Below are 20566 nucleotides of genomic sequence, written 5' to 3' on the forward strand. Positions count from 1 at the left end.
CGAGGCGGCGATCAGTCGTCCTGATCTTCCTCGGCGGCAACCAGTTCGCGGTAGGCGTCCGCCGACATCAGCGACTCCAGATCGCCTTGATCGGTCAATTGCAGCTTGAGAATCCAGCCGTCACCATAGGGTGAATCGTTGACGGTCTCCGGCGCGTCCTCCAGCGACTCGTTGACCTCGACGATCTCTCCCGCCAGGGGGGAGTATAGGTCGGAGGCGGCCTTCACCGACTCGATGACGCCAAACTCGTCGCCGGCGTCCAGCTCCCGCCCGGGATCCGGAAGTTCGACGAAGACCACGTCTCCGAGGGCTTCCTGGGCATGATCGGTGATACCGACGGTCACGGTACCGTCGCCGTTGTCCAGCACCCATTCGTGGCTATCGGTGTACAGCAGGTTATTGGGGATATCGCTCATGGGAGTTTCCTATACGAAACAGTTTTCGATATGGGGAATTTTGGTGAGCATTATGCACGAATGCGGGATCGATTGGCATAGTCTCGAGCGTCTCCAGCGCACCTTTGCGTGGAGTGCGCTCCTAGGTTGAGCCCAGATCCACGAAACGTCCAGTGTCGGGAGGCGATCTCCGCAGAGCCCCGGCATATACGCCACCGACATCGGTCGCTCCGTCGCCGACCGCCGCCACTGGACATCGCTACGCCAGGTCCGGACACCCGGAATGGCGATGAGGAAAAAGTTTCTTATTGGAAACACCAGGCGCTTTTCGCTAAGGTGTATCGTCCCGTCATATGAGGCATGGCGGCGGCTGCTGGATGAATGCTTTGGAATAATTGTGAACGCGTAGTTGAATCCTCTATTGTTGCCACGCTTTGACTTATTAATGATCGATCGTGGCGACGGTTGGCCGTTCTGGCCCGTTCGACAGCAACAACAACGTGAGAATGGAGGTCGACGTGGAGCAACTCAATGCGGTTTTCAGTGCCATCAATGGTGTCGTTTGGGGGCCATTGATGCTGATCTTGCTGTTTGGGGTCGGTATCTATCTGCAGCTAGGGCTCAAGTTGATGCCCATTCGCAAGCTTGGCCTCGGTTTCAGTCTGCTGTGGCAGGGACGACGCAGTGAAGCCGATAGTCGCGACGAGGGCGAGATTTCTCCCTTCAACGCGTTGATGACAGCGCTCTCCGCGACCATCGGGACCGGCAACATCGCCGGCGTCGCTACCGCCATTGCGCTCGGAGGTCCGGGCGCGGTGTTCTGGATGTGGCTGACAGCCCTGGTGGGGATGGCGACCAAGTTCGCCGAAGCCGTGTTGGCTGTCCGTTACCGCGAGACCGATTCGACCGGCAATCATGTCGGCGGCCCGATGTACTATATCCGTAACGGGCTCGGCAAGCGCTGGGCATGGTTGGGCGGGCTATTCGCGTTCTTCGGTGCGGTGGCGGCCTTCGGCATTGGCAATACCGTTCAATCCAACTCCGTCGCGGATGCGTTGACGACCTCATTCGGGGTGCCGGCCTGGTTGACCGGTCTGATCATCATGGTGCTGGCCGGCGCGGTGATCCTGGGCGGAATCAAGCGCATCTCCCGCGTCGCCGGCAAGCTCGTGCCGTTGATGGCCGTTGCCTATTTCGCGGCCGGCGTGGTCGTGCTGGTGCTGAACGCCGACCAGATCGGTGGCGCTCTGGGCACGATCTTCTCACACGCCTTCCAGCCGATTGCGGCCAGTGGTGGCTTCGCCGGCGCGGCAGTAGCGGCGGCGATCCGTTTTGGTGTCGCCCGCGGGATCTTCTCCAACGAAGCCGGCCTGGGCAGCGCGCCCATCGCACATGCCGCAGCGCAGACCCGCAATCCGGTCCGTCAGGGACTGATCGCCATGCTGGGGACATTCATCGATACGCTGGTGGTCTGCACCATGACTGCGCTGGTGATTCTGACCTCGACCCACTGGCTCGACGGCGAAAGCGGCGCGGGGTTGACCTCGCTCTCCTTCGACAGCGCCTTGCCCGGCTTGGGGCAGCACATCGTGGCGATAGCGCTGTCGATATTCGCCTTCACCACCATTCTCGGCTGGTCGTTCTACGGCGAGAAGTGCTTCCAGTATCTGTTCGGCGACCGCGCGATTCTGCTGTATCGCATACTGTTCGTGCTGGCAGTGCCGGTCGGGGCCATGGCGAAGCTGGACTTCATCTGGCTGGTGGCGGATACCTTCAACGCGATGATGGCCATTCCCAACCTGATCGCATTGGCGCTGCTGTCGCCGGTGGTGTTCAAGCTGACCCGGGATCACTTCGCCGGCAAGACGGTTCTGCCGGGAGAGGAGCTGGAAGGTCGCGGCCCTAAAGCGTAACGTTTTTCTATTTGCCCTGATCTGGAGACATCCATGTCCGACATGAAACAGACCCCGCTGTTCACGCTGCATCAAGAGCTCGGTGGCAAGATGGTGCCATTCGCCGGATACAGCATGCCCGTGCAGTATCCGCTGGGCGTCAAGAAGGAGCATGAGCATACGCGCCGGGCCTGTGGGCTGTTCGACGTTTCCCACATGGGGCAGCTGATGGTGACCGGACCCGCGCCAGCGAAGGCGATGGAGACTCTGGTCACCGCCGATGTCGTCGGACTGGCGGAAGGAGGGCAGCGCTACGCGCTGTTCACCAACAGCGAAGGTGGCATCCTGGACGACCTGATGATCGTCAACCAGGGCGACTCGCTGTACGTGGTGGTGAATGCCGCATGCAAGGACCAGGACCTCGCGCTGCTGCGCACCGGGCTCGGGGCGAATCACGATGTCGAGGTCCTCGACCGCGGGCTGCTGGCGCTGCAGGGCCCCGATGCCGCGACCGTCATGCAGCGGCTCTGTCCTGCGGCTTGCGATCTGGTCTTCATGGAGCATGACCGGTTCGAGGTCATGGGCAACGAGATCTGGATAAGCAGAAGCGGGTACACCGGCGAAGACGGTTTCGAGATCTCGGTACCGTCCGAGGCGACCGAAACGCTGGCACGCTGGTTCGTCGATCAGCCGGAGGTCGAGCCCATCGGCCTGGGAGCGCGAGACTCCTTGCGCCTCGAGGCTGGACTCTGCCTCTACGGGCACGATATCGACACGACCACCACGCCTGTCGAAGCCAGCCTCTCCTGGGCGGTGGGCAAGCCTCGTCGCGTTGGCGGAGAGCGGGAAGCCGGCTTCCCAGGCGCGGACAGGGTTCTGCACCAGCTACAGGCCAAGGATCATCGCCGCCGCCGTGTCGGTCTGCTTGGCGAAGGCCGAGCGCCGGTCCGAGAGGGGGCCAAGCTGTTCGACGCGGATGATCAGATGGTCGGGCAGGTCACCTCGGGTAGTTTTGGACCGAGTGTAGGTGCGCCTGTCGCCATGGCCTACGTCGTGGTCGAGGCCGCTGAGAAAGGCGCAACGCTCTATGCCGACGTTCGCGGCAAGCGATTGCCGATGGTGATCACGCCGATGCCTTTCGTACCCGCCAACTACCATCGCGGCTGATTCCCCAACATCTCCAGGTTTATACCGTTATCTTGAAAGCCTCCTCAATCGAGAGGCTTTTTTCTGTCCGTTATAGCAGGAGCGAGGCTGGCTATCGGATTCGGCGGAAGGTCAGGTTGATCCGGGCGCCGTCGATCGCGCGTGGCGCCAGCGCGTGTTGCCATCGAGATTGCGCGCCGGGGCCCATCAGCAGCAGGCTGCCGTGAGGTAGCCAGACGTTGAAGGCGCGACGGGCGTCGGCGCTCTTTTCCCGAAAGCGAAGCGGGCGTTCGCTGCCGAGCGAGACCGACGCGACGATGGGATCTGCTCCCAGCTCGGGCTCGTCGTCGCTGTGCCATCCCATTCTCTGGTCGCCGCTCTCGTAGCGGTTCAGCAGTACACTGTTGAAGTCCTGGCAGGGTAGATCTGACGTCTCGAGCGCATGGATCACCCGGTTTCGCAGATCCGCCACCAGCGGGTGCCAGGGCCAGGGCTGCAGGGCGCGACCGGAGTAGCGATAGCTAGCGCCGTCATCGCCCATCCAGCACTGGGAGCGAGGAATCACATGTCGTTTGCCGTAGAGCGACAGGGTCGGCGACGACCATGTGATCTCCCGCTCGAGCCGGTGCTGAATGGCGGAGGCCTCGGCGGCGGCGATGAAATCGGGGAGCAGCATCAACGGCGGAGCGGCGGCGACGCATTGCCAGCGGTCAGGGTGGGACATACAGACGCTTCAGTTCCAGATCATCAATGCCAGCAGGCCGCTGCACCAGGCGAGGCCCGCCCCGATCAGCGCCCCCACGATCACGTCACTGACGTAATGGAGTCCCAGTATCACGCGGGAAATAGCGATCAGGCCGGCAAGCGGCAGGACCACGGGCAGCAGCTGCGGGCTGCTGGCGGCGGTCAGGCTGGTGAACATGACCGCGTGCAAGGTATGGCCGCTGGGAAAGCTGTAGCGATCCACGGGCGGCATGGTGCAGCGGATCGTGGTGAAGGTGATATAGGGTCGCTCACGACACAGGCGAGTCTTCAGCAGCCGGTAGAGCAGGGCGGCGACGCTGGCCGTCAGGCCCCACTGAACCGCGAGCCACCAGCCCTGGCGGCCGTGAAGCAGCGGCTGCAACAGGGCCAGGAACACCCAGGCAGGCCAGTCTCCCAATCGGCTGACGCAGCGGAAGAGCCAGAGTGTCGGGGCATGGCGAGACAGCTCCGCCAGACGGTGGCTGAGCCGGCTCTCGAAGCGATCCAGTCGCTCAAACGTGAGACGTTGAGTGCGTGGCGGCATGTTGGGTCCCCTGAACTTGAATCAACTGCGCAAGAAAGCGATCACCAATGTGGCTCCAGCTAAGGCTCGAGACGCGCTGGTGAGCCTGACGGCCCAATCGAGCGTAGATTGCAGGCTGTCGGCATAGCTCGCTGGCGGCCTGGATGAAGCCTTGGGCATCTTCGGGCGGCACCAGGCGACCATCGATGTTGTCGGTGATCAACTCTCCCGCTGCCGCATGATCGAAGGCCACCACGGCTAGCCCGGAGGCCATGGCCTCCGGAACGACGTTGCCGAATGTCTCCGACAGCGAGGGAAAGATGAACATGTCCGCACTGGCATAGTGCCGTGCCAGCGTTTCGCCTGTCTTGAAGCCCGTGAATACGGCTTCCGGCAGGCGTCTGGCGATCGTCTTGCGTGCCGGCCCGTCTCCGACCAGGACCTGTACCAGCGCTGGATTGACACGCTGCATCGCCGCCATCGTGTCGGCCAGCAGGTCGATATTCTTCTCGCTGGCGAGCCGTCCGACATAGAGTGCCACCGGTTGGTGCGGACCGGCTCCCCATTCGCGCCTGAGCTCGACGTCCCGGCGCGAGGGGCGATAGCGTTGGGCATCGACGCCCCGGGCGAGTACCGAGACCCGCCGATATCCGCTGCTCTCGAGCATTTGCTGCTGTGCCGCGGTGGGGACCAGGGTCGCCTCGCAGCGATTGTGGAAATACCGCAGACCCCGGCGAGCGATGGGGATGCTCCAGCCGAGATGATAGTTGCTGGCATACTGATCGAAGTTGGTATGAAAGCCACTGACCACCGGGATCCGCAGGTGTCGAGCGGCATTCAACGCCGACCAGCCGAGTGGACCTTCGGTCGCAATGTAGATGGCGTCCGGACGCTCCTGTCGCCAGAGCCGGATCAGCCGGCGGCGGCACGGCAAGCCGATGTGCACGTCGGCATAGATGGGAAGGGCGATTCCCCTGACGTGAATGTCTCGTTCAGCCAGGGCGTCACGTTCGCCATTCACCGGGCTGGGACGAATCAGCTGAAGCAGGACCCCCTTGGATGCCAGATGGCTGGCGAGCTGGCTCAAGGTATGAGCCACGCCGTTGACCTCCGGCGCCCAGGTTTCACTGACCAGGGCTACACGCATCTTTACCACTCCTTCCACGCCAGCGAGGCTCTCCAGCAGTCCAGCCCGATCGCCAACCGTGTTCGAACCGGTCTCCGATACTGGGGGCTGCCGATGACGTCAATGCGTCACGGTAATGACGAATTCATGACACCGTTGATTAGCGTAGCACGCGTGCGGGGTCCACGGGCTTGCCGCCATGGCGGAGATCGAAAAGCAGATGATATCGGCTGCTGGCGCTCTCCTTTCCGATCTCGCACAGCGGGGTGCCGGCGGATACCGCTTGTCCCTCCGACACCATCAACTTGTCGCAGAACGCATAGACACTCTGCATGTTGTCGGCGTGGTGGAGGATGACGACCTGCCCCAACTGACGCATGCCACTGGCGAATCTGACCTTGCCCGAGGTGGTTGCCCTGGCCGTGGCAGGCGAGGGTGTCGTCAGCATCATTGGCTGCAGTGTGCCGTGGGCATCTCGTCCGAAGCGGCGCTCGATGGTGTAGTTCTCCAAGGGCCAGCGCCAGCCCCCTGCCGACGAAGGGAGCGGGCCGGGATCGGGCAGCGATCGAGATGCCGCCGGTGTTGGCGCTGATGAACGACGACCCGCCGAGCCGCCTGCCAGCGGTACCTGGATCAACTGGCCGACGGCCAACTGGGAGGGATCGATGCCCGTGTTTGCGGCCTGGACACGCTGCGGATTGGCGCCGAAGTATCGCGCGATCGAGTAGAGGGAGTCTCCTCGTCTCACTTGGTAACGGTAGGGGCCGCCGCCGGGTGCGCGCTCCTGTTGCGAAGGCAGCAGCAGGCGCTGGCCGACCGCAAGGCGGCGCGAATCCACGCCGGGGTTGAAGCGCTGGAGCCGGAGCAGCGGTATGCCCGCCTGGTCCGCGATCTTGCCCAGCGTGTCGCCACGCTGCACCGTCACCCAGCCACCGCCGTCGGCGATGCGGGCCTGGCTACCACCCCCGCTCGCGCAGCCCGCGAGCAAGAGCATCAATCCCAGGAGTAGGAGGAGAGCGCCGCGTCTTTTTCCTGCCACAGTGCATTCAACCATGTGTAGAAACGTTCCTTGTATTGGGCATCGTCGTAGCCCCCGTCCAGCATCCACTGCGGCCTGTCGAGACATCTCGCGACGATCGCGACGTCGGCCTCGCGCCCGCACAGGAAGTCCCAGAAGTTGGGTGTGCCCCGACGGTAGTGAAGGGTGACGTCGATGATACCGTCCAGGCGCGGCCCCAGCAGCCCGATCACCTGGGCGACGCCGCCGGCCTTGGGCCGCAGGAGATGACGGTAGGGGCTCTTCTGAAGGCGCTGCTTCTCAGGCGTGCAGCGAGTCCCTTCGACGAAGTTGTAGATCGTCATCGGCATCTCGCGGGCATGATCGCACATGCGCCGGGTCGCCTGGCGGTCCCGCTCGGCGAGCTTGGGATTCCGAGCCAGCTTCTCGCGGGTGTAGCGACGCATGAACGGGAACTCCAGGGCCCACCAGGCCAATCCGACGATCGGCACCAGAATGAGCTCTCGCTTGAGAAAGAATTTTGGCATCGAGAGGCGACCCGTCAGCACGTAGAGCAGGGCGATGATATCGGTCCAGCTCTGGTGATTGGCCATGACCAGCCACCACCGGCGTGGAGAGAGCGAGTCGGGGAGGTCGGCGTGGATCGTGGGACGAATCCAGCGGCGAATCCAGACGTTGTTGGTTTTCACCCAGGCGAGGGCGATCCAGTGGAGCCCGCCGAGCACCCCAAGGCGCCAGCGCCGGGTGGGGGTGACCAGTTTCAATATCGTCAGCGCCACCAGAGGCATACCCCAGAAGAGCGTATTGAGAACCAGCAGCAGGACGCTGACACACCCTTTCAGGGTCGACATGCCATTCTCCATCAATGACTTGGCCCGATGTTACTGGAATGTCGCCAGACTGCACAGCGCTTCGGCTGGGATCCCGATGCCGCGTGGTGGTCTACGCGAATCCCGTGGCGGAATCCCGGAAAGGTTGAGATCCATCATTGCCGAAAAACTAACCAATCTAAGACCGGTGTCGGTAGGGTCGGCGGCCATCGCCATCGGCCACCGGAAATGCACAGTGTTATCCACAGAAGATGTGAATAATTCGTGTCGGTCCCCGGAATGCGGGCTTGGCGAGTGGTCTCGGCAAGAGCTGCTTCGAGTTGATAGACTGCCGCCGCCGTTGCCTTCTGATTTCGACATTCGGCGCTCTTCGACGCGATTCGATGTGCTTGCGCCGGATTTCACCTATTGACGCCTAATGGAGAACCTCGTTGCGTTCACTACCCGCGACCCTGCCGATCCTGTTCCTGTGTGAAATCAGCTTCCTGCTGGGGCACGGACTGATCATGACGCTGCTCGGCGTGCGCATGTCGCTGGAAGCGTTTCCTTCCCAGATGGCGGGTCTGCTCATGTCCTGCTTCTCGCTGGGCTTCGTCGCGGGCAGCTACTGGCTGGAAAAGCGCATACGTAGCGTCGGTCACATCCGCGTGTTCGCGGCCTGTGGGGCGTTGCTGGCAGCGACGGCGATACTCCATGGGCTCTGGGTCAATCCCTGGGCATGGCTGGTCTGGCGGCTGTTTGGCGGTGCGGCGACCGCGGGGCTGTTGATGGTGATGGAATCCTGGGTCTCTGGAGAGTCCACCAACGAGAATCGTGGTCGGGTACTGGGTTGGTATCTGGTGATCTCGACGCTCTCCCTGGCGGGCGGCCAGTGGATGCTCAACATGGCGGATCCGGCCACTTTCGTGCTGTTTTCGGTGGCTGGTGTCCTGTTCGCACTGTCGCTGGTGCCGCTTTCGATCCACCGTATCCAGGGGCCGTTGCGCAGCAGTCACGACGTGTCCGCCAAGATTTCGCTGCGAACCTTGATGACTCGGGCGCCGGTCGGGCTGGTAGGGGCATTCGTGGCGGGGCTCATGGTCCAGGCCTTCTTTGCAATGACCCCTTACTATGGCCAGGAGATCGGCCTCACGACCGCTCAGACCGCGAAATTCATGTCGATCACCACGCTGGTGGCACTTATCGCGCAGTGGACGCTAGGAAGGGTCTCTGATCGCTTCGACCGCCGCAAGGTCATCCTATGCATGGCGCTGGTGATGACGATATCCGGCGTGCTGATCGTGTTCGCCGCAAGATCGAGTTACTGGCTGCTGGTTTTCGTCGCGAGCTTCCATACTGCGATGCTGCACACCCTTTACTCGCTGAGCCTGGCCCACACCCATGACTGGCTCGAACCGGAAGAGACCATCCAGGCCAATGCGAAGATCCTGATGTGCTATGGCGTGGGCTCCATCGTCGGGCCGTTCAGTGCCTCGCTACTGATGCACAGCGTGGGGCCAGATGGCCTCTGGCTGTTCCTCGGCGCGGCTGCGCTGGGTCTGGCGCTGTTCATCGCCTATCGGTTGTGGCGCCGTGAGCCGGTCAAGGCACCGGAAGAGCAGGAGCCGTATACGCCGCTGGTACCGATGGTGGAGTCGACCCACTACATCAATGAGCTGGACCCGCGGTATGGCCCCTACCAGTACGAATTGAATCTGGAAGGGGAGCTGGAAGAGGCACAGGAAGAGCCCGAGCTGCAGCCGGCATGAGCTTGCACGACCGCCGCAGGCGCATTCCGGCGGCGGGCAGAAACGGCAAAAGCCGGCAAAAGCCGGAAAAAGCCGGCAAAAGCCGGCAAAAGCCGGCGAATGCCGGCTTCTGAAGGTTCTGTCTTGGCGTCGGGCGCCATTTCCCGTCAGGCGTTTTCGGGTATCAGCGCCTTGTCCCGCACGTACTGGTCGAATTCGGTGAAGCCGCCGATGTGAGTCTGGTCGACGAAGATCTGCGGCACGGTCTCTACCGGCTTGCCGATGGTCTTCTCCATGTCGGCTTTGGTGATGCCTTCCGCGTGGATGTCGATGTAGCGGAAATCGAAATCGTCTCGCGCTTCCTTCAGTTTTTCCGACAGCTCCTTGGCGCGAACACAGAAAGGGCAGCCGGGACGGCCGAAAATGACAGTCAGCATCGTGTGTCTCCTGTTGCTGTGAAAAGCAATTGGATGGGTGTAAAGCCTGAGAAAAGATGGGGGTTATTCTTTCGTATTAAACCCGCTCGGCCCAATAGAGTCTCTCTACGTCCATCATTGCAAGCCGCTATGGTTCGAGACGTCGCCCAGCGTCGGCATCCCGCAGCAGGTCACCCAGTGCCCGATGGATGCCGGGTGCCGTGACCAACAGGTTTTCGCCGTAGAGTTCCGCCGGTAGATTCCGGGGGCATTCGTAGAGGTGGCTGGTCTTCGCGCCGGCTTCACGGGCGATCAGCAGCCCGGCGGCGAAATCCCAGGGCGAGACGCTTTCATAGTAGGCATCGAGCTGGCCGCAGCCGACATGGCATAGGTCCAGCGCCGCGGAGCCGTTGCGGCGCACGTCGCGGCAGGCGTGCAGGACATGGTTCAAGCGCTTGACCAGCGGACCCCGTTTGTCGCGCGCGTAGGGAAAGCCCGTCCCGACCAGGCTTCTCTCGAGGGTATCCGACTGGCTGCAGGCCATCGGTTCGCCATTGAGGTGGGCACCCTCATCGCGCACGGCGGTGAAGGTCTCGCCGAGAAACGGGGCGTGAACCACGCCGAGTTGGACCTCGCCGTTGAATGCCAGGGCGATCGACACGGCGACATGGGCGTGGCCATAGGCGAAGTTGACCGTACCGTCGATGGGATCCACGACCCACAGCGGGCCGTCCTGCTCGAGTTGGCTGCGGTCCGGAGTCAGCTCCTCGGTCAGTCTTGCCTCTCCCGGAAACAGGGCCTCCAGCTCGCTGGCGATCATGCGATCGACAGCGACGTCGATTTCGGTCACCAACTCGTCACCACCCTTGTACTGGCGGGAGAAGTTTTGCTTCCGGCGAGCCTGGACGATCATGTCGCCGGCCTGTCGGGCGATACGGATCACCGAGTCGAGGCGTTGGGGGTGGTCCACGTTGAACTCCTGTCGGGGAAATGGCGTGGTCCCGGCGATCGGCGGAATCGTCGGGACGAACGGGGAACTTGTCTGCATGACGGCGTCGACCGGCCCCATACGGCGAGCCCGATCGACGCAGCGCGATGCCGAGGTGGCGCCGGGCGGTGATCTAGTGCCGCACCGGGCGCTTCTGGAGTTTACGCTGCAGGGTCCGCCGATGCATGCCCAGGGCCCGGGCCGTTGCCGAGATATTGCCGTCGTGTTCATGCAGCACTTTCTGGATGTGCTCCCAGGTGACCCGGTTCACCGAGGGGGGATTGTCGGCGATTTCCACGTCGACATCGCCGCTTTCGCGCTCGAGCGACTGCAGGATCTCATCGGCGTCGGCTGGCTTGCACAGGTAATTGACGGCACCGAGTTTCATCGCTTCCACGGCGGTGGCGATGCTCGAGTAGCCCGTCAGCACCACGATGCGACACGCGGGCGCCACTTCCAGCAGAGCCGGTAGCAGCTTGAGGCCGGAGTCCGACTCCAGCTTCAGGTCGAGCGTCGCCAGGGCGGGCGGTGCTTCCCTCGCTGCCGCCAGGGCCTGGTCATGAGTATGGGCGACGACCACGTCGTAGCCCCGGCGCCGCATGGCGCGCTCCATGACGAAACAGAGTTGTTCGTCGTCGTCGACGATCAGCAGACGTTCCGGATCGCTCATAGGTGGTTCTCCTTGGCGAATGATTGACGATCGACAGCAGCGCTACACGCTCTCGCCGACCTTGATGCGGGGGAGCTTGACCTCCGTCAGGGTGCCGCCTTCCTCGTGGTTGTAGAGGCTCACGCCGCCACCGAACCGGTTGACGGTGGCGTGGGTGAGGAACAGCCCGATTCCCATGCCCTTGCTCTTGGTCGAGATGAAAGTGTCGCCCAACTGATCCGCGATCGACATCGGTACGCCCGGGCCGTGGTCGCGGATGTCGATGACCACTTCGTCGGCATTCCAGTCGAGGCTGGTGACGACGGCATCGGGGCTGGCATCGGCGGCGTTGTTGAGCAGGTTGATCATCGCCTGCTCCAGGGTGGCGTCGACGGCGATGGTCGGCTGGCCGCGCTTGCCGAGCACTTCCAGGCGATGGTTGACATCGGGGCGCAGTACCAGCCAGCGCTGGATCAGGTTCTGGAGCCAGGGGGTGGCGCGAAGCGTCTCGGGCTTCTCCAGGCGCCGCCGGTCCGCATTGGCGACGAGGGTCTGCAGGCGCTGCTTGCAGGTGTCGACCTGATGACGCAGCAGGTCGATATCCTCCACCAGCGATGGCTGATGGATGGCCTCGTGGCGCATCTCCTTGAGCAGCACCGCCATCGTCGATAGCGGCGTGCCGAGTTCATGCGCCGTGCCGGCAGCCTGGGTTGCCACGGCCAGAATCTGCTCGTTGCGCAGCGCCGCCTCGCGAGTGCGCGACAGGGTCAGGTCACGTCGCCGCAAGGTGTGCGCCATCTTGAAGATGAAGAAGGTCAACAGGCTGCCGGAAAGAATGAAGTTCAGCCACATGCCCAGGGTATGCAACTGGACGCCAAAGACGACCGTGCTGTTGGTCAACTGCGGGACCGGCTCATAGAACAGCATCATGGTGGTGTAACTGGCGGTGGCCGCTATCGCGATGACCCAGGCGTGGAACCACGGCAGGGTGGCGGCGGCGATCCCCAGCGGTACCAGCAGGTAGGTGATGAAGGGGTTGCTCGAGCCGCCGGTGTAGTAGAACAGCAGGCTCAATCCGGCGATGTCGACCAGCCAGTGCAGCAGGTATTCGGTATCGGTGACCGCGCGGGGCCGGCCCAGTCGCCACCAGGTCGCCACGTTGAACAGGCCCATGGCAACGATGACGCTGATGACCGGAAGAACGTGCAACTGGAACCCCAGCACCTCGATGCCGAAGATGATCGCGGCGAGGAAACCGGTCCAGGTGATACCGCGGACGATCGTCAGGCGAACCAGGTTGCGGTTCGGCGTCGAGAGCGGAAGCGGTTGCAGCATGGTCTCTCCGGGATCGAGTCGGGTGACGGCGTCGAGGTTGCCAGCAGCGACGATGGGGCCGGTTCGGCAGCGTCGTCAGCCTCGTCGACATGTTAACGCAATGCCGGGAAGCGGCGTGAGCCCGGACGTCGCTGTCGGGATGGCGAGGGCAGTGTCCATTTGTCGCAGGTGCGGGCGGCGGTATCCGGCAGGCCTGGCGGCTACAACTCTGCGGGATCAGCGCGTACAATCGCCGCCATCTTCGATCCCCCGCGACCTCCCGGCCACGCCGCGTGAGCGTCGCCCCAGTCAGTGAAGCCTTTCATGTCAGATGCTCAGCTCGCCCAGGAAGCGGCCCTACGCCGCACCTTCGCCATCATCAGTCACCCCGACGCGGGGAAGACGACGATTACCGAGAAAATGTTGCTGTTCGGCAACGCCATTCAGTTGGCCGGCTCGGTCAAGAGCAAGCGGGCAGAGCGCCACGCCACCTCCGACTGGATGAAAATGGAGCAGGAGCGCGGCATCTCCGTCACCACCTCGGTGATGCAGTTCCCCTATAACGGGCGCGTCGTCAATCTGCTCGACACCCCTGGGCACGAGGATTTCTCCGAGGACACCTATCGCACCCTGACCGCCGTGGACTCGGCGCTGATGGTCATCGACGCGGCCAAGGGGGTCGAGGACCGTACCATCAAGCTGATGGAGGTCTGTCGGCTGCGCACCACGCCGATCCTGACCTTCATCAACAAGATGGATCGCGAGACCCGGGATCCCATCGAGGTGATGGACGAGATCGAGACGGTTCTCAATATTGCCTGCGCGCCGATGACCTGGCCGATCGGCATGGGCCGTGCGTTCAAGGGGGTCTATCATCTCTACGACGACGTTATCCATCTCTACACCCAGGGCCAAGGCAATCGGATTCCGGAAGACAAGCGCATCGAAGGGCTGGACAGTGCCGAGGTCGACCGAGTACTGGGCGAGAGTGCGGCGGAAGAGCTGCGGATGGAGGTCGAACTGGTGCGAGGCGCGTCCCATCCGTTCGATCTGGAAGCCTACCGTCGCGGCGAGCTGTCGCCGGTCTACTTTGGCACGGCGATGGGTAATTTCGGTGTCCGGGAAATGCTCAACGGATTCGTCGAGTTCGCACCGACGCCCCAGGTGCGGGAGACCGATACGCGGGAAGTGGTCGCCGAAGATGGCCGCTTCTCCGGCTTCGTGTTCAAGATTCAGGCCAACATGGATCCCAAGCACCGGGACCGGGTGGCGTTTCTGCGAATCTGTTCCGGCAAGTACGAACGCAACATGAAAATGCGTCACGTCCGGATCGGCAAGGAGGTCAAGATCGCCGATGCGCTGACCTTCATGGCCTCCGACCGTGCCCATGTCGAGGAGGCGTGGCCCGGCGACATCATCGGTCTGCACAATCACGGCACGATCCAGATCGGCGACACCTTCACCGCCGGCGAGGACATGCGCTTCCTCGGCATTCCGCACTTCGCGCCGGAGCTGTTCCGCCGGGTGCGGTTGCGCGACCCCCTGAAGATGAAGGCGCTGCAGAAGGGGCTTCAGCAGCTCTCGGAGGAGGGCGCGACCCAGGTCTTTCTGCCACTGGACAACAACGATCTGATCGTCGGCGCGGTCGGTACGCTGCAGTTCGATGTCGTCGCGCATCGGCTCAAGGAGGAGTACAAGGTCGACTGCCTCTACGAACCCGTCAACGTCAACACGGCACGCTGGGTCTACTGTCCGGACGCGAAGAAGCTCGACGAGTTCAAGCGCAAGGGCAGCGCCAATCTGGCGCTGGATGGCGGCGACTACCTGACCTACCTGGCGCCGACCCGGGTCAATCTCCAGATGACCCAGGAGCGCTGGCCCGAGATCGAGTTCCGGGCCACCCGCGAGCACTGAGATGCGGCCGTTCTAGCACTGCCTGGGCGAGGCGATTTGATCTTGCCGCTCCCGGGCGGTTGGGCCATGCTGACTAGCGTCGCGGCCCGGTGGACAGCGGCTCCCCTAACCAGCGTCGTGCGATCGACCAAAAAAGGAGAATGTCGATGGCTTCCAAATTCCTGAAGGAGTTCCGAGAGTTTGCCGTCAAGGGCAATGTCGTCGATATGGCGGTGGGCATCATCATTGGCGGTGCGTTCACGCTAATCGTGCAGAGCCTGGTCAAGAACGTGATGAACCCGATCCTGGGGCTGCTGATCGGTGGCGTCGACTTTTCCAACTTCTTCGTCGTGCTCAAGGAAGGCGCCACGGCGGGACCCTACGCCTCGCTCGCCGCTGCCCAGCAAGCTGGCGCCGTCACCTTGGACTACGGCCTGTTTCTCAACGCCGTGATCAGCTTCGTCATCGTGGCCTTTGTGGTATTCCTGCTGGTGCGCAGCATCAATCGCATGAAGCGCGAGGAGGCCGTTGCCCCCAAGGCGCCGACGGACAAGGCCTGCCCCTACTGCTTCATGACGATTCCGGTCAAGGCAACCAAGTGCGGCCACTGCACTGCCGACCTACCGGTGTCGGACCCCGAGCCGCAAGGGACAGCCGCGACCTGAGTCATGCTGTTCGACGCCCACTGTCACCTCGATTTCGACAGTTTCGACGCCGATCGCCAAGCCGTCTTCGAACGTGCCCATGCGGTTGGCGTTTCGCGTTTCATGGTGCCGGGAACGACGCGTGAGCGCTGGAAGGCGGTGTTGAGCCTAGTGGAGAAGCGCGCTGACGTGGTCGCCGCGCTCGGCCTGCACCCCTGTTTCATCGCCCAGCATGCCGCTGCTGATCTCGAGGCGCTGGAGGAGGCCGTGGCGCATGGCCACCGACTCGTCGGCATTGGCGAGTGCGGGATCGACGCCAGATTCGAGGCGACGCTGGAGCGTCAATGGGAGCTGTTCGAAGCGCAGCTGCAGCTGGCGAAGCGGTATCGACTCCCGGTCATCATCCACTGCGTCCACGCCGATGACCAGGTGGCCAAGCGGCTGAAGCAGCTCGATCTTCCGGCGCGCGGATTGATTCACGCCTTCGGCGGCAGCCCGGAACAGGCCAGACGTTTCGTGGATCTCGGCTACTGGCTCGGGCTTGGCGGTGCTGTCACCTACGATCGCGCCAAGCGCTTGCATCGGGCGGTAAGGGCGATACCCGACGACGGCTTCGTGCTCGAGACCGATAGCCCCGACATGCCGTTGGCCGGGCGTCAGGGGCAGCGCAACGAGCCCGCCCATCTCGAAGAGACCCTGGCCCGTGTTGCGCTGTTACGGGGCCAGGATGCCGACTGGGTCGCCGCCAAGGCCTGGGACAATACCCACCGGCTCTTCCGACTGGAGGCGGCGTCGCCCTGAGTGGGGGCCGTGGTCGTCAGGCGGTCGCGGTCCCGTCGACGACGGATTCGGGATCGAGACGTTCGAGCGGATAGGGCAGCTCGCGCAACACCAGGTGACGTTCGCCGACGAACAGAGGCGATTCCTCGTCCTGGCTGGTGTTGAGAACGGCCAGGACGGCGCATGAATCGGAATCGTCGTCGTTGACTGCCTGGAATATCTCGCCCACGCGCTTGGCCTCGCCATTGCGGATCTCCTCGCCGATGGCGGGCAGCGAGCTGCCTTCCAGCGAGGCGATCCGCAGGCGTCTTTTGACCTGCCCCCGGAAATGCGCCCTTGCCACCACTTCCTGACCGGTGTAGCAGCCCTTGCGAAAGCTGATGCCGCCCAAGGCTTCCCAGTTGATCATCTGCGGCAGAAAGGCGTCGCTGTGATCGGCGGTAAGCCAGGCGACGCCGGCATCGATATCCGCACGCCGCCACAGGATCGTATTCGCGGCGCTGGCGGACCGGCTCAACGACTCCCATGGTGCCGCGGCCTCGGCGGCAGGCAGGATCAGCATCGCGCGGGACCGACCGGCGGGCTGGCGCAAGGCGACGATGCCATCCTGTTGGGTCATGTGCCAGTCGAGACGGGGCAGGTCGGGCAGGCCGGCAACGGACTTCTCCGACTCGGGGTATCCGATCATGCCGATCAGGGCCAGGTCCTGGCGGTGGCTCAGCTTCACCTTGTAGAAAGGGGCGTATTTCCCGAGATGCGTCGCCAGGGAAGCGGCCAGCGAGGTATGCAGCAGCAGCCAGTAGCGTTCGGCGGATACCTTGAGCACTTCGGCATTGGCGATCATGCGCCCCTTCGGCGTACAGAAGGCGGTCAAGGGCGCGAAGTCGCCATCCGCATGGTCGACGTTGGCGCTGGTCTGTCCCTGCAGAAAGCGGGCCGCATCCGGGCCGTCGCATTCGAGAACGCTCAGGTGGGTGAGCGGTACCAGATGTGTGCCGGCACTGGCGGAGCCGTGATCGTTGTTCGGAAACACCCAGTCGTGCTCATTCGACTGGCGTCCGCCCTGGGCCGTGAGATATGCCAGCCAATCGTCCATCCGATGCCTCCTGTGAAACGGTCGTCGGTACCGGCGTCGGCGGTACCAGAGTGTGGTGTCTGGCCTCAAGATGGCGGCGATATCCGGCTATTGCAACGCCAGGTCGCGCAAACGACATGCTAGTCTATGCTGTCTGCCTGAAATCATCGTGGAAGACCGTTGTGGAGAGCCTCGCATGTCACATATCAATCTCACGCTGAGCGGCGTATCGACGCCGGAAGACCTCAATCGTGTCACGACCGCCCTGATGATGGTGGATGGTGTCGAAAGCGTCGATATCGGCCGGGAGTGGGCCGAGGTGGAAGGGCGTGTCAATCGCGACGCGCTGATCGCGGCGGTGGAGGCGCTGAAATCGGGATTTACCGCACGGTGATCGTGGCTCGCCCCCGAGCGATGGCACTCTAAGTTGCACCTCGCCCTTGAATGACGGTCGTTTGGACCCTAATTAGTCACCATGAACAAACCTTTCAAGATTCAATCCAAGTATCGTCCGGCCGGTGATCAGCCGGCCGCCATCGAGGGGCTGGTCCGCGGCCTGGGTGCCGGTCTGTCTCATCAGACGCTGCTCGGCGTCACCGGGTCGGGCAAGACCTTCACCATGGCCAATGTCGTCGAGACGCTGCAGCGTCCGACCATCGTGCTGGCGCCGAACAAGACCCTGGCCGCCCAGCTCTACGGCGAGTTCAAGAGCTTCTTCCCGGACAACGCGGTCGAATATTTCGTCTCTTACTACGACTACTACCAGCCGGAAGCCTATGTTCCGTCTTCCGACACCTTCATCGAGAAGGACGCCTCGATCAATGACCATATCGAGCAGATGCGGCTGTCCGCAACCAAGGCACTGCTGGAGCGTCGCGATGCGCTGATCGTGGTCTCGGTCTCCGCGATCTACGGTCTGGGCGACCCCGAGCAGTACATGAAGATGCGGCTGCATTTCAATCGAGGCGAACAGATCGACCAGCGCAGCTTCCTGCGTCGGCTGGCGGAACTTCAGTACACCCGCAACGATGCCGACTTCCGCCGCGGTACGTACCGGGTCCGCGGCGACGTCATCGATGTCTTCCCCGCGGACGCCGAGGACGAAGGCGTGCGAGTCGAGTTGTTCGACGACGAGATCGATTCGATCCGACTGTTCGACCCGCTCACTGGCGAGGTGCGCGGGCAGGTGCCGCGGATGACCATCTATCCCAAGAGCCACTATGTCACACCACGGGATACCATCCTTGGTGCGATCGAATCGATCAAGCAGGAGCTGGCGGATCGACTCGAGTACCTGCGCAAGCACGAGCGCCTGGTCGAGGCTCAGCGTCTCGAGCAGCGCACGCTCTACGATATCGAGATGATGCTCGAACTGGGCTACTGCAACGGTATCGAGAACTACTCCCGCTATCTCTCCGGACGCCCGCCCGGCCATGCGCCGCCGACGTTCTTCGACTATCTGCCGGACGACGCGCTGCTGTTCATCGACGAATCACACGTCAGCGTGCCGCAGGTCGGCGGCATGTACCGCGGTGACCGGTCCCGCAAGGAGACGCTGGTCGAGTACGGCTTCCGCCTGCCGTCGGCGCTAGACAACCGACCGATGACGTTCGAGGAGTGGGAGGGCATCGTGCCGCAGACGGTGTTCGTTTCGGCCACGCCCGGCCCCTACGAGGCGGAGCACGCGGGGCAGGTCGTCGAGCAAGTCGTGCGCCCGACCGGTCTGGTCGACCCGCAGATCGAGGTGCGCCCGGCCACGACCCAGGTCGATGACCTGCTCTCCGAGATCCGGCTGCGCGTCGACGTCGGCGAGCGGGTGCTGGTCACCACGCTGACCAAGCGCATGGCGGAAGACCTGACCGAGTATTTCGACGAACACGACATCCGCGTTCGCTATCTCCACTCGGACATCGACACGGTGGAGCGGGTCGAGATCATCCGCGACCTGCGCCTGGGCAAATTCGATGTCTTGATCGGCATCAACCTGCTGCGCGAGGGGCTGGATATTCCCGAAGTGTCGCTGGTCGCCATTCTCGATGCCGACAAGGAGGGCTTCCTGCGCGCCGAACGCTCGTTGATCCAGACCATCGGCCGGGCGGCACGCAACGCCCACGGCAAGGCGATTCTCTACGGGGATCGAGTCACCGATTCGATGCGGAGGGCGATGGATGAGACTGAGCGCCGCCGCAACAAGCAGATCGCGCACAATGAGCGCCACGGCATCACCCCGATGACCGTGACCAAGTCGGTGGCCGATATCATGGAAGGGGCGCAGGCGCCTGGCAGCCGCAAGGGGGGCCGCAAGCGCACCGAACAGTTGGTGGCGGAGGCGCCGGGCGAATACACCCGCGAGGCCCTGGGTCAGATGAGTGCGCCGCAGTTGACCAAGGAGATCAGCAAGCTGGAGGATCGCATGCACGAGGCGGCCCAGAATCTCGAGTTCGAGCAGGCCGCGAAACTGCGTGATCAGTTACAGACGCTCAAGTCCAGGTTGCTGGAGCTAGGATAGGCGAGGTCAGGAAGCGCGAGGATGCCGGAAGGACCGGAAATACGCCGCGTCGCGGATCGGTTGGGGAAGGTCCTGGTCGGCAGACCGCTGGTCCAGACCTGGTTCGCCTTTGCCGAGATCGCGCCGATGGCCGGGCGCCTGGGCCGAAGTCGGGTAACGGCGGTCGACTGCTGGGGCAAGGCGCTGTTGATCACCTTTAGCGATGGGCACGTGCTCTACTCCCACAACCAGCTCTATGGCGTCTGGCGTATTCACCGTCGCGGCCACGCGCCGACCTCGGGGCGGACGCTACGTGCCCGGCTGACGACCGCGACCCACGCCGCTAGTCTCTACAGCGCCTCGGACATCTCGCTCTGGACCACCGAGACCATTCGGCAGCAGCCATTTCTGGCCCGCCTGGGACCGGATCTGCTGACTCACGACGTCTCGGTGAGGGATATCGAGGCGCGGTTGACGGAGTCCCGCTTCGCGGGCCGGGGACTTGGGGGGCTGCTGCTGGATCAGGGGTTCTACGCCGGTATCGGCAACTACCTGCGTTCGGAGATCCTGTTCTACGCCGGGTTGTCGCCGAGACAACGCCCCAAGGATCTGACGGCCGAACAGCGCCAGCGACTAGCGCGCGTCATCCTGGCCACGATCCAGCAGGCCTATCGACAAGCCGGGGTCACCAACCGTCCCGTGTGGCGCACGCGCTTGCAGCGGGCCGGGATGCACCGCAACCAGTGGCGGTTCGCCGTTTTCGACCGCGAAGGCCTGCCATGTCACGCCTGTGATTCGATCATCGTTCGCGAAGCCGTTGCTTCTCGGCGCCTCTATCGTTGCCCCGTCTGCCAGCCGAAGTGACGAAACTCCGTTGCCTGGGTCAGCAATACATTCAGGTTTATACCGTTATCTTTA

Annotated in this window: 20 protein-coding genes; 9 read left to right on the plus strand and 11 right to left on the minus strand. The window is 63.2% G+C overall.

The features are described 5' to 3' along the window. Window positions 1-11: 11 nt before the first annotated feature. On the minus strand, window positions 12-416 hold the full coding sequence (gcvH, locus tag DOM56_RS11500) for a glycine cleavage system protein GcvH (protein WP_110599568.1): 405 nt from the start codon (window positions 414-416) through the stop codon (window positions 12-14). A gap of 497 nt (window positions 417-913) precedes the next feature. On the opposite strand from gcvH, the gene DOM56_RS11505 reads away from it, so the two are divergent. Both DOM56_RS11505 and gcvT read left to right on the plus strand, forming a co-directional pair. Beyond that, the gene (locus DOM56_RS11505; RefSeq protein WP_110709355.1) at window positions 914-2308 is read left to right on the plus strand and encodes a sodium:alanine symporter family protein; all 1395 of its coding nucleotides are present in this window, start codon (window positions 914-916) and stop codon (window positions 2306-2308) included. 33 nt (window positions 2309-2341) lie between these two features. Then, window positions 2342-3454: a glycine cleavage system aminomethyltransferase GcvT gene (gene gcvT, locus DOM56_RS11510; RefSeq protein WP_110708872.1), complete on the plus strand. Its 1113-nt coding sequence runs from the start codon at window positions 2342-2344 to the stop codon at window positions 3452-3454. Between the two features lie 91 nt (window positions 3455-3545). Here the strand turns inward: gcvT and DOM56_RS11515 are convergent, their stop codons facing one another. The 5 genes from DOM56_RS11515 to DOM56_RS11535 form a co-directional block, all read right to left on the minus strand. Continuing rightward, window positions 3546-4157: an alpha-ketoglutarate-dependent dioxygenase AlkB gene (locus DOM56_RS11515; RefSeq protein ID WP_198655756.1), complete on the minus strand. Its 612-nt coding sequence runs from the start codon at window positions 4155-4157 to the stop codon at window positions 3546-3548. A 9-nt stretch (window positions 4158-4166) separates the two neighbouring features. Continuing rightward, complete coding sequence (locus tag DOM56_RS11520; RefSeq protein ID WP_110708873.1) at window positions 4167-4721, minus strand: phosphatase PAP2 family protein; 555 nt, start codon at window positions 4719-4721, stop codon at window positions 4167-4169. Continuing rightward, window positions 4690-5847 (minus strand): glycosyltransferase family 1 protein, encoded by a 1158-nt coding sequence (locus DOM56_RS11525; protein WP_110708874.1) that lies wholly within the window; start codon window positions 5845-5847, stop codon window positions 4690-4692. The genes DOM56_RS11520 and DOM56_RS11525 overlap by 32 nt, the downstream gene beginning before the upstream one ends. Before the next feature lie 139 nt (window positions 5848-5986). Next, entirely contained in the window at window positions 5987-6820 is an 834-nt protein-coding gene (locus DOM56_RS11530) for a M23 family metallopeptidase (protein ID WP_232822266.1), read from the minus strand. Beyond that, a complete protein-coding gene (locus tag DOM56_RS11535; RefSeq protein ID WP_110599578.1) occupies window positions 6820-7695 on the minus strand; it encodes an acyltransferase in 876 nt (291 codons plus the stop codon). The genes DOM56_RS11530 and DOM56_RS11535 overlap by 1 nt, the downstream gene beginning before the upstream one ends. Before the next feature lie 410 nt (window positions 7696-8105). On the opposite strand from DOM56_RS11535, the gene DOM56_RS11540 reads away from it, so the two are divergent. Further along, window positions 8106-9422 (plus strand): MFS transporter, encoded by a 1317-nt coding sequence (locus tag DOM56_RS11540; protein ID WP_110708876.1) that lies wholly within the window; start codon window positions 8106-8108, stop codon window positions 9420-9422. A gap of 146 nt (window positions 9423-9568) precedes the next feature. Here the strand turns inward: DOM56_RS11540 and DOM56_RS11545 are convergent, their stop codons facing one another. From DOM56_RS11545 to DOM56_RS11560, 4 genes are all read right to left on the minus strand, one after another. After that, a complete protein-coding gene (locus DOM56_RS11545; RefSeq protein WP_110708877.1) occupies window positions 9569-9838 on the minus strand; it encodes a GrxA family glutaredoxin in 270 nt (89 codons plus the stop codon). A 127-nt stretch (window positions 9839-9965) separates the two neighbouring features. Beyond that, window positions 9966-10787: an inositol monophosphatase family protein gene (locus DOM56_RS11550; protein WP_280951294.1), complete on the minus strand. Its 822-nt coding sequence runs from the start codon at window positions 10785-10787 to the stop codon at window positions 9966-9968. Window positions 10788-10938: 151 nt separating this feature from the next. Further along, window positions 10939-11475 carry a response regulator transcription factor gene (locus tag DOM56_RS11555; RefSeq protein ID WP_110599584.1) on the minus strand — a complete coding sequence of 179 codons (537 nt, stop codon included), beginning with the start codon at window positions 11473-11475 and terminating at the stop codon, window positions 10939-10941. Window positions 11476-11517: 42 nt separating this feature from the next. Further along, window positions 11518-12789: an ATP-binding protein gene (locus tag DOM56_RS11560; RefSeq protein ID WP_110708878.1), complete on the minus strand. Its 1272-nt coding sequence runs from the start codon at window positions 12787-12789 to the stop codon at window positions 11518-11520. Window positions 12790-13092: 303 nt separating this feature from the next. On the opposite strand from DOM56_RS11560, the gene DOM56_RS11565 reads away from it, so the two are divergent. The 3 genes from DOM56_RS11565 to DOM56_RS11575 all read left to right on the plus strand — a co-directional run bounded on the left by DOM56_RS11565 (window position 13093) and on the right by DOM56_RS11575 (window position 16106). Further along, complete coding sequence (locus DOM56_RS11565) at window positions 13093-14682, plus strand: peptide chain release factor 3 (protein WP_110708879.1); 1590 nt, start codon at window positions 13093-13095, stop codon at window positions 14680-14682. A 146-nt stretch (window positions 14683-14828) separates the two neighbouring features. After that, on the plus strand, window positions 14829-15326 hold the full coding sequence (mscL, locus tag DOM56_RS11570) for a large conductance mechanosensitive channel protein MscL (protein ID WP_110599590.1): 498 nt from the start codon (window positions 14829-14831) through the stop codon (window positions 15324-15326). A gap of 3 nt (window positions 15327-15329) precedes the next feature. After that, a complete protein-coding gene (locus DOM56_RS11575; protein ID WP_110708880.1) occupies window positions 15330-16106 on the plus strand; it encodes a TatD family hydrolase in 777 nt (258 codons plus the stop codon). Window positions 16107-16122: 16 nt separating this feature from the next. Here the strand turns inward: DOM56_RS11575 and DOM56_RS11580 are convergent, their stop codons facing one another. Further along, window positions 16123-17181, minus strand: a complete 1059-nt coding sequence (locus DOM56_RS11580) for a folate-binding protein YgfZ (protein WP_110708881.1) — start codon at window positions 17179-17181, stop codon at window positions 16123-16125. 175 nt (window positions 17182-17356) lie between these two features. On the opposite strand from DOM56_RS11580, the gene DOM56_RS11585 reads away from it, so the two are divergent. From DOM56_RS11585 to nei, 3 genes are all read left to right on the plus strand, one after another. After that, window positions 17357-17554: a hypothetical protein gene (locus DOM56_RS11585; RefSeq protein ID WP_110708882.1), complete on the plus strand. Its 198-nt coding sequence runs from the start codon at window positions 17357-17359 to the stop codon at window positions 17552-17554. Between the two features lie 81 nt (window positions 17555-17635). Further along, a complete protein-coding gene (gene uvrB / locus DOM56_RS11590; protein WP_110708884.1) occupies window positions 17636-19669 on the plus strand; it encodes an excinuclease ABC subunit UvrB in 2034 nt (677 codons plus the stop codon). Window positions 19670-19690: 21 nt separating this feature from the next. Next, entirely contained in the window at window positions 19691-20512 is an 822-nt protein-coding gene (nei, locus tag DOM56_RS11595; RefSeq protein ID WP_110708886.1) for an endonuclease VIII, read from the plus strand. Window positions 20513-20566: the final 54 nt, after the last annotated feature.

The organism is Salinicola sp. CR57 (assembly GCF_003206585.1).
Classification (GTDB): Bacteria; Pseudomonadota; Gammaproteobacteria; order Pseudomonadales; family Halomonadaceae; genus Salinicola; species Salinicola lusitanus.

Excerpts from the sequence above, each read along its gene's own strand:
- gcvH (WP_110599568.1), bottom strand. The coding sequence starts at position 416 with ATGAGCGATATCCCCAATAACCTGCTGTACACCGATAGCCACGAATGG.
- gcvT (WP_110708872.1), top strand. The coding sequence starts at position 2,342 with ATGTCCGACATGAAACAGACCCCGCTGTTCACGCTGCATCAAGAGCTC.
- DOM56_RS11515 (WP_198655756.1), bottom strand. The coding sequence starts at position 4,157 with ATGTCCCACCCTGACCGCTGGCAATGCGTCGCCGCCGCTCCGCCGTTG.
- DOM56_RS11520 (WP_110708873.1), bottom strand. The coding sequence starts at position 4,721 with ATGCCGCCACGCACTCAACGTCTCACGTTTGAGCGACTGGATCGCTTC.
- DOM56_RS11525 (WP_110708874.1), bottom strand. The coding sequence starts at position 5,847 with ATGCGTGTAGCCCTGGTCAGTGAAACCTGGGCGCCGGAGGTCAACGGC.
- DOM56_RS11530 (WP_232822266.1), bottom strand. The coding sequence starts at position 6,820 with ATGCTCTTGCTCGCGGGCTGCGCGAGCGGGGGTGGTAGCCAGGCCCGC.
- DOM56_RS11535 (WP_110599578.1), bottom strand. The coding sequence starts at position 7,695 with ATGTCGACCCTGAAAGGGTGTGTCAGCGTCCTGCTGCTGGTTCTCAAT.
- DOM56_RS11545 (WP_110708877.1), bottom strand. The coding sequence starts at position 9,838 with ATGCTGACTGTCATTTTCGGCCGTCCCGGCTGCCCTTTCTGTGTTCGC.
- DOM56_RS11555 (WP_110599584.1), bottom strand. The coding sequence starts at position 11,475 with ATGAGCGATCCGGAACGTCTGCTGATCGTCGACGACGACGAACAACTC.
- DOM56_RS11560 (WP_110708878.1), bottom strand. The coding sequence starts at position 12,789 with ATGCTGCAACCGCTTCCGCTCTCGACGCCGAACCGCAACCTGGTTCGC.
- DOM56_RS11565 (WP_110708879.1), top strand. The coding sequence starts at position 13,093 with ATGTCAGATGCTCAGCTCGCCCAGGAAGCGGCCCTACGCCGCACCTTC.
- mscL (WP_110599590.1), top strand. The coding sequence starts at position 14,829 with ATGGCTTCCAAATTCCTGAAGGAGTTCCGAGAGTTTGCCGTCAAGGGC.
- DOM56_RS11575 (WP_110708880.1), top strand. The coding sequence starts at position 15,330 with ATGCTGTTCGACGCCCACTGTCACCTCGATTTCGACAGTTTCGACGCC.
- DOM56_RS11580 (WP_110708881.1), bottom strand. The coding sequence starts at position 17,181 with ATGGACGATTGGCTGGCATATCTCACGGCCCAGGGCGGACGCCAGTCG.
- DOM56_RS11585 (WP_110708882.1), top strand. The coding sequence starts at position 17,357 with ATGTCACATATCAATCTCACGCTGAGCGGCGTATCGACGCCGGAAGAC.
- uvrB (WP_110708884.1), top strand. The coding sequence starts at position 17,636 with ATGAACAAACCTTTCAAGATTCAATCCAAGTATCGTCCGGCCGGTGAT.
- nei (WP_110708886.1), top strand. The coding sequence starts at position 19,691 with ATGCCGGAAGGACCGGAAATACGCCGCGTCGCGGATCGGTTGGGGAAG.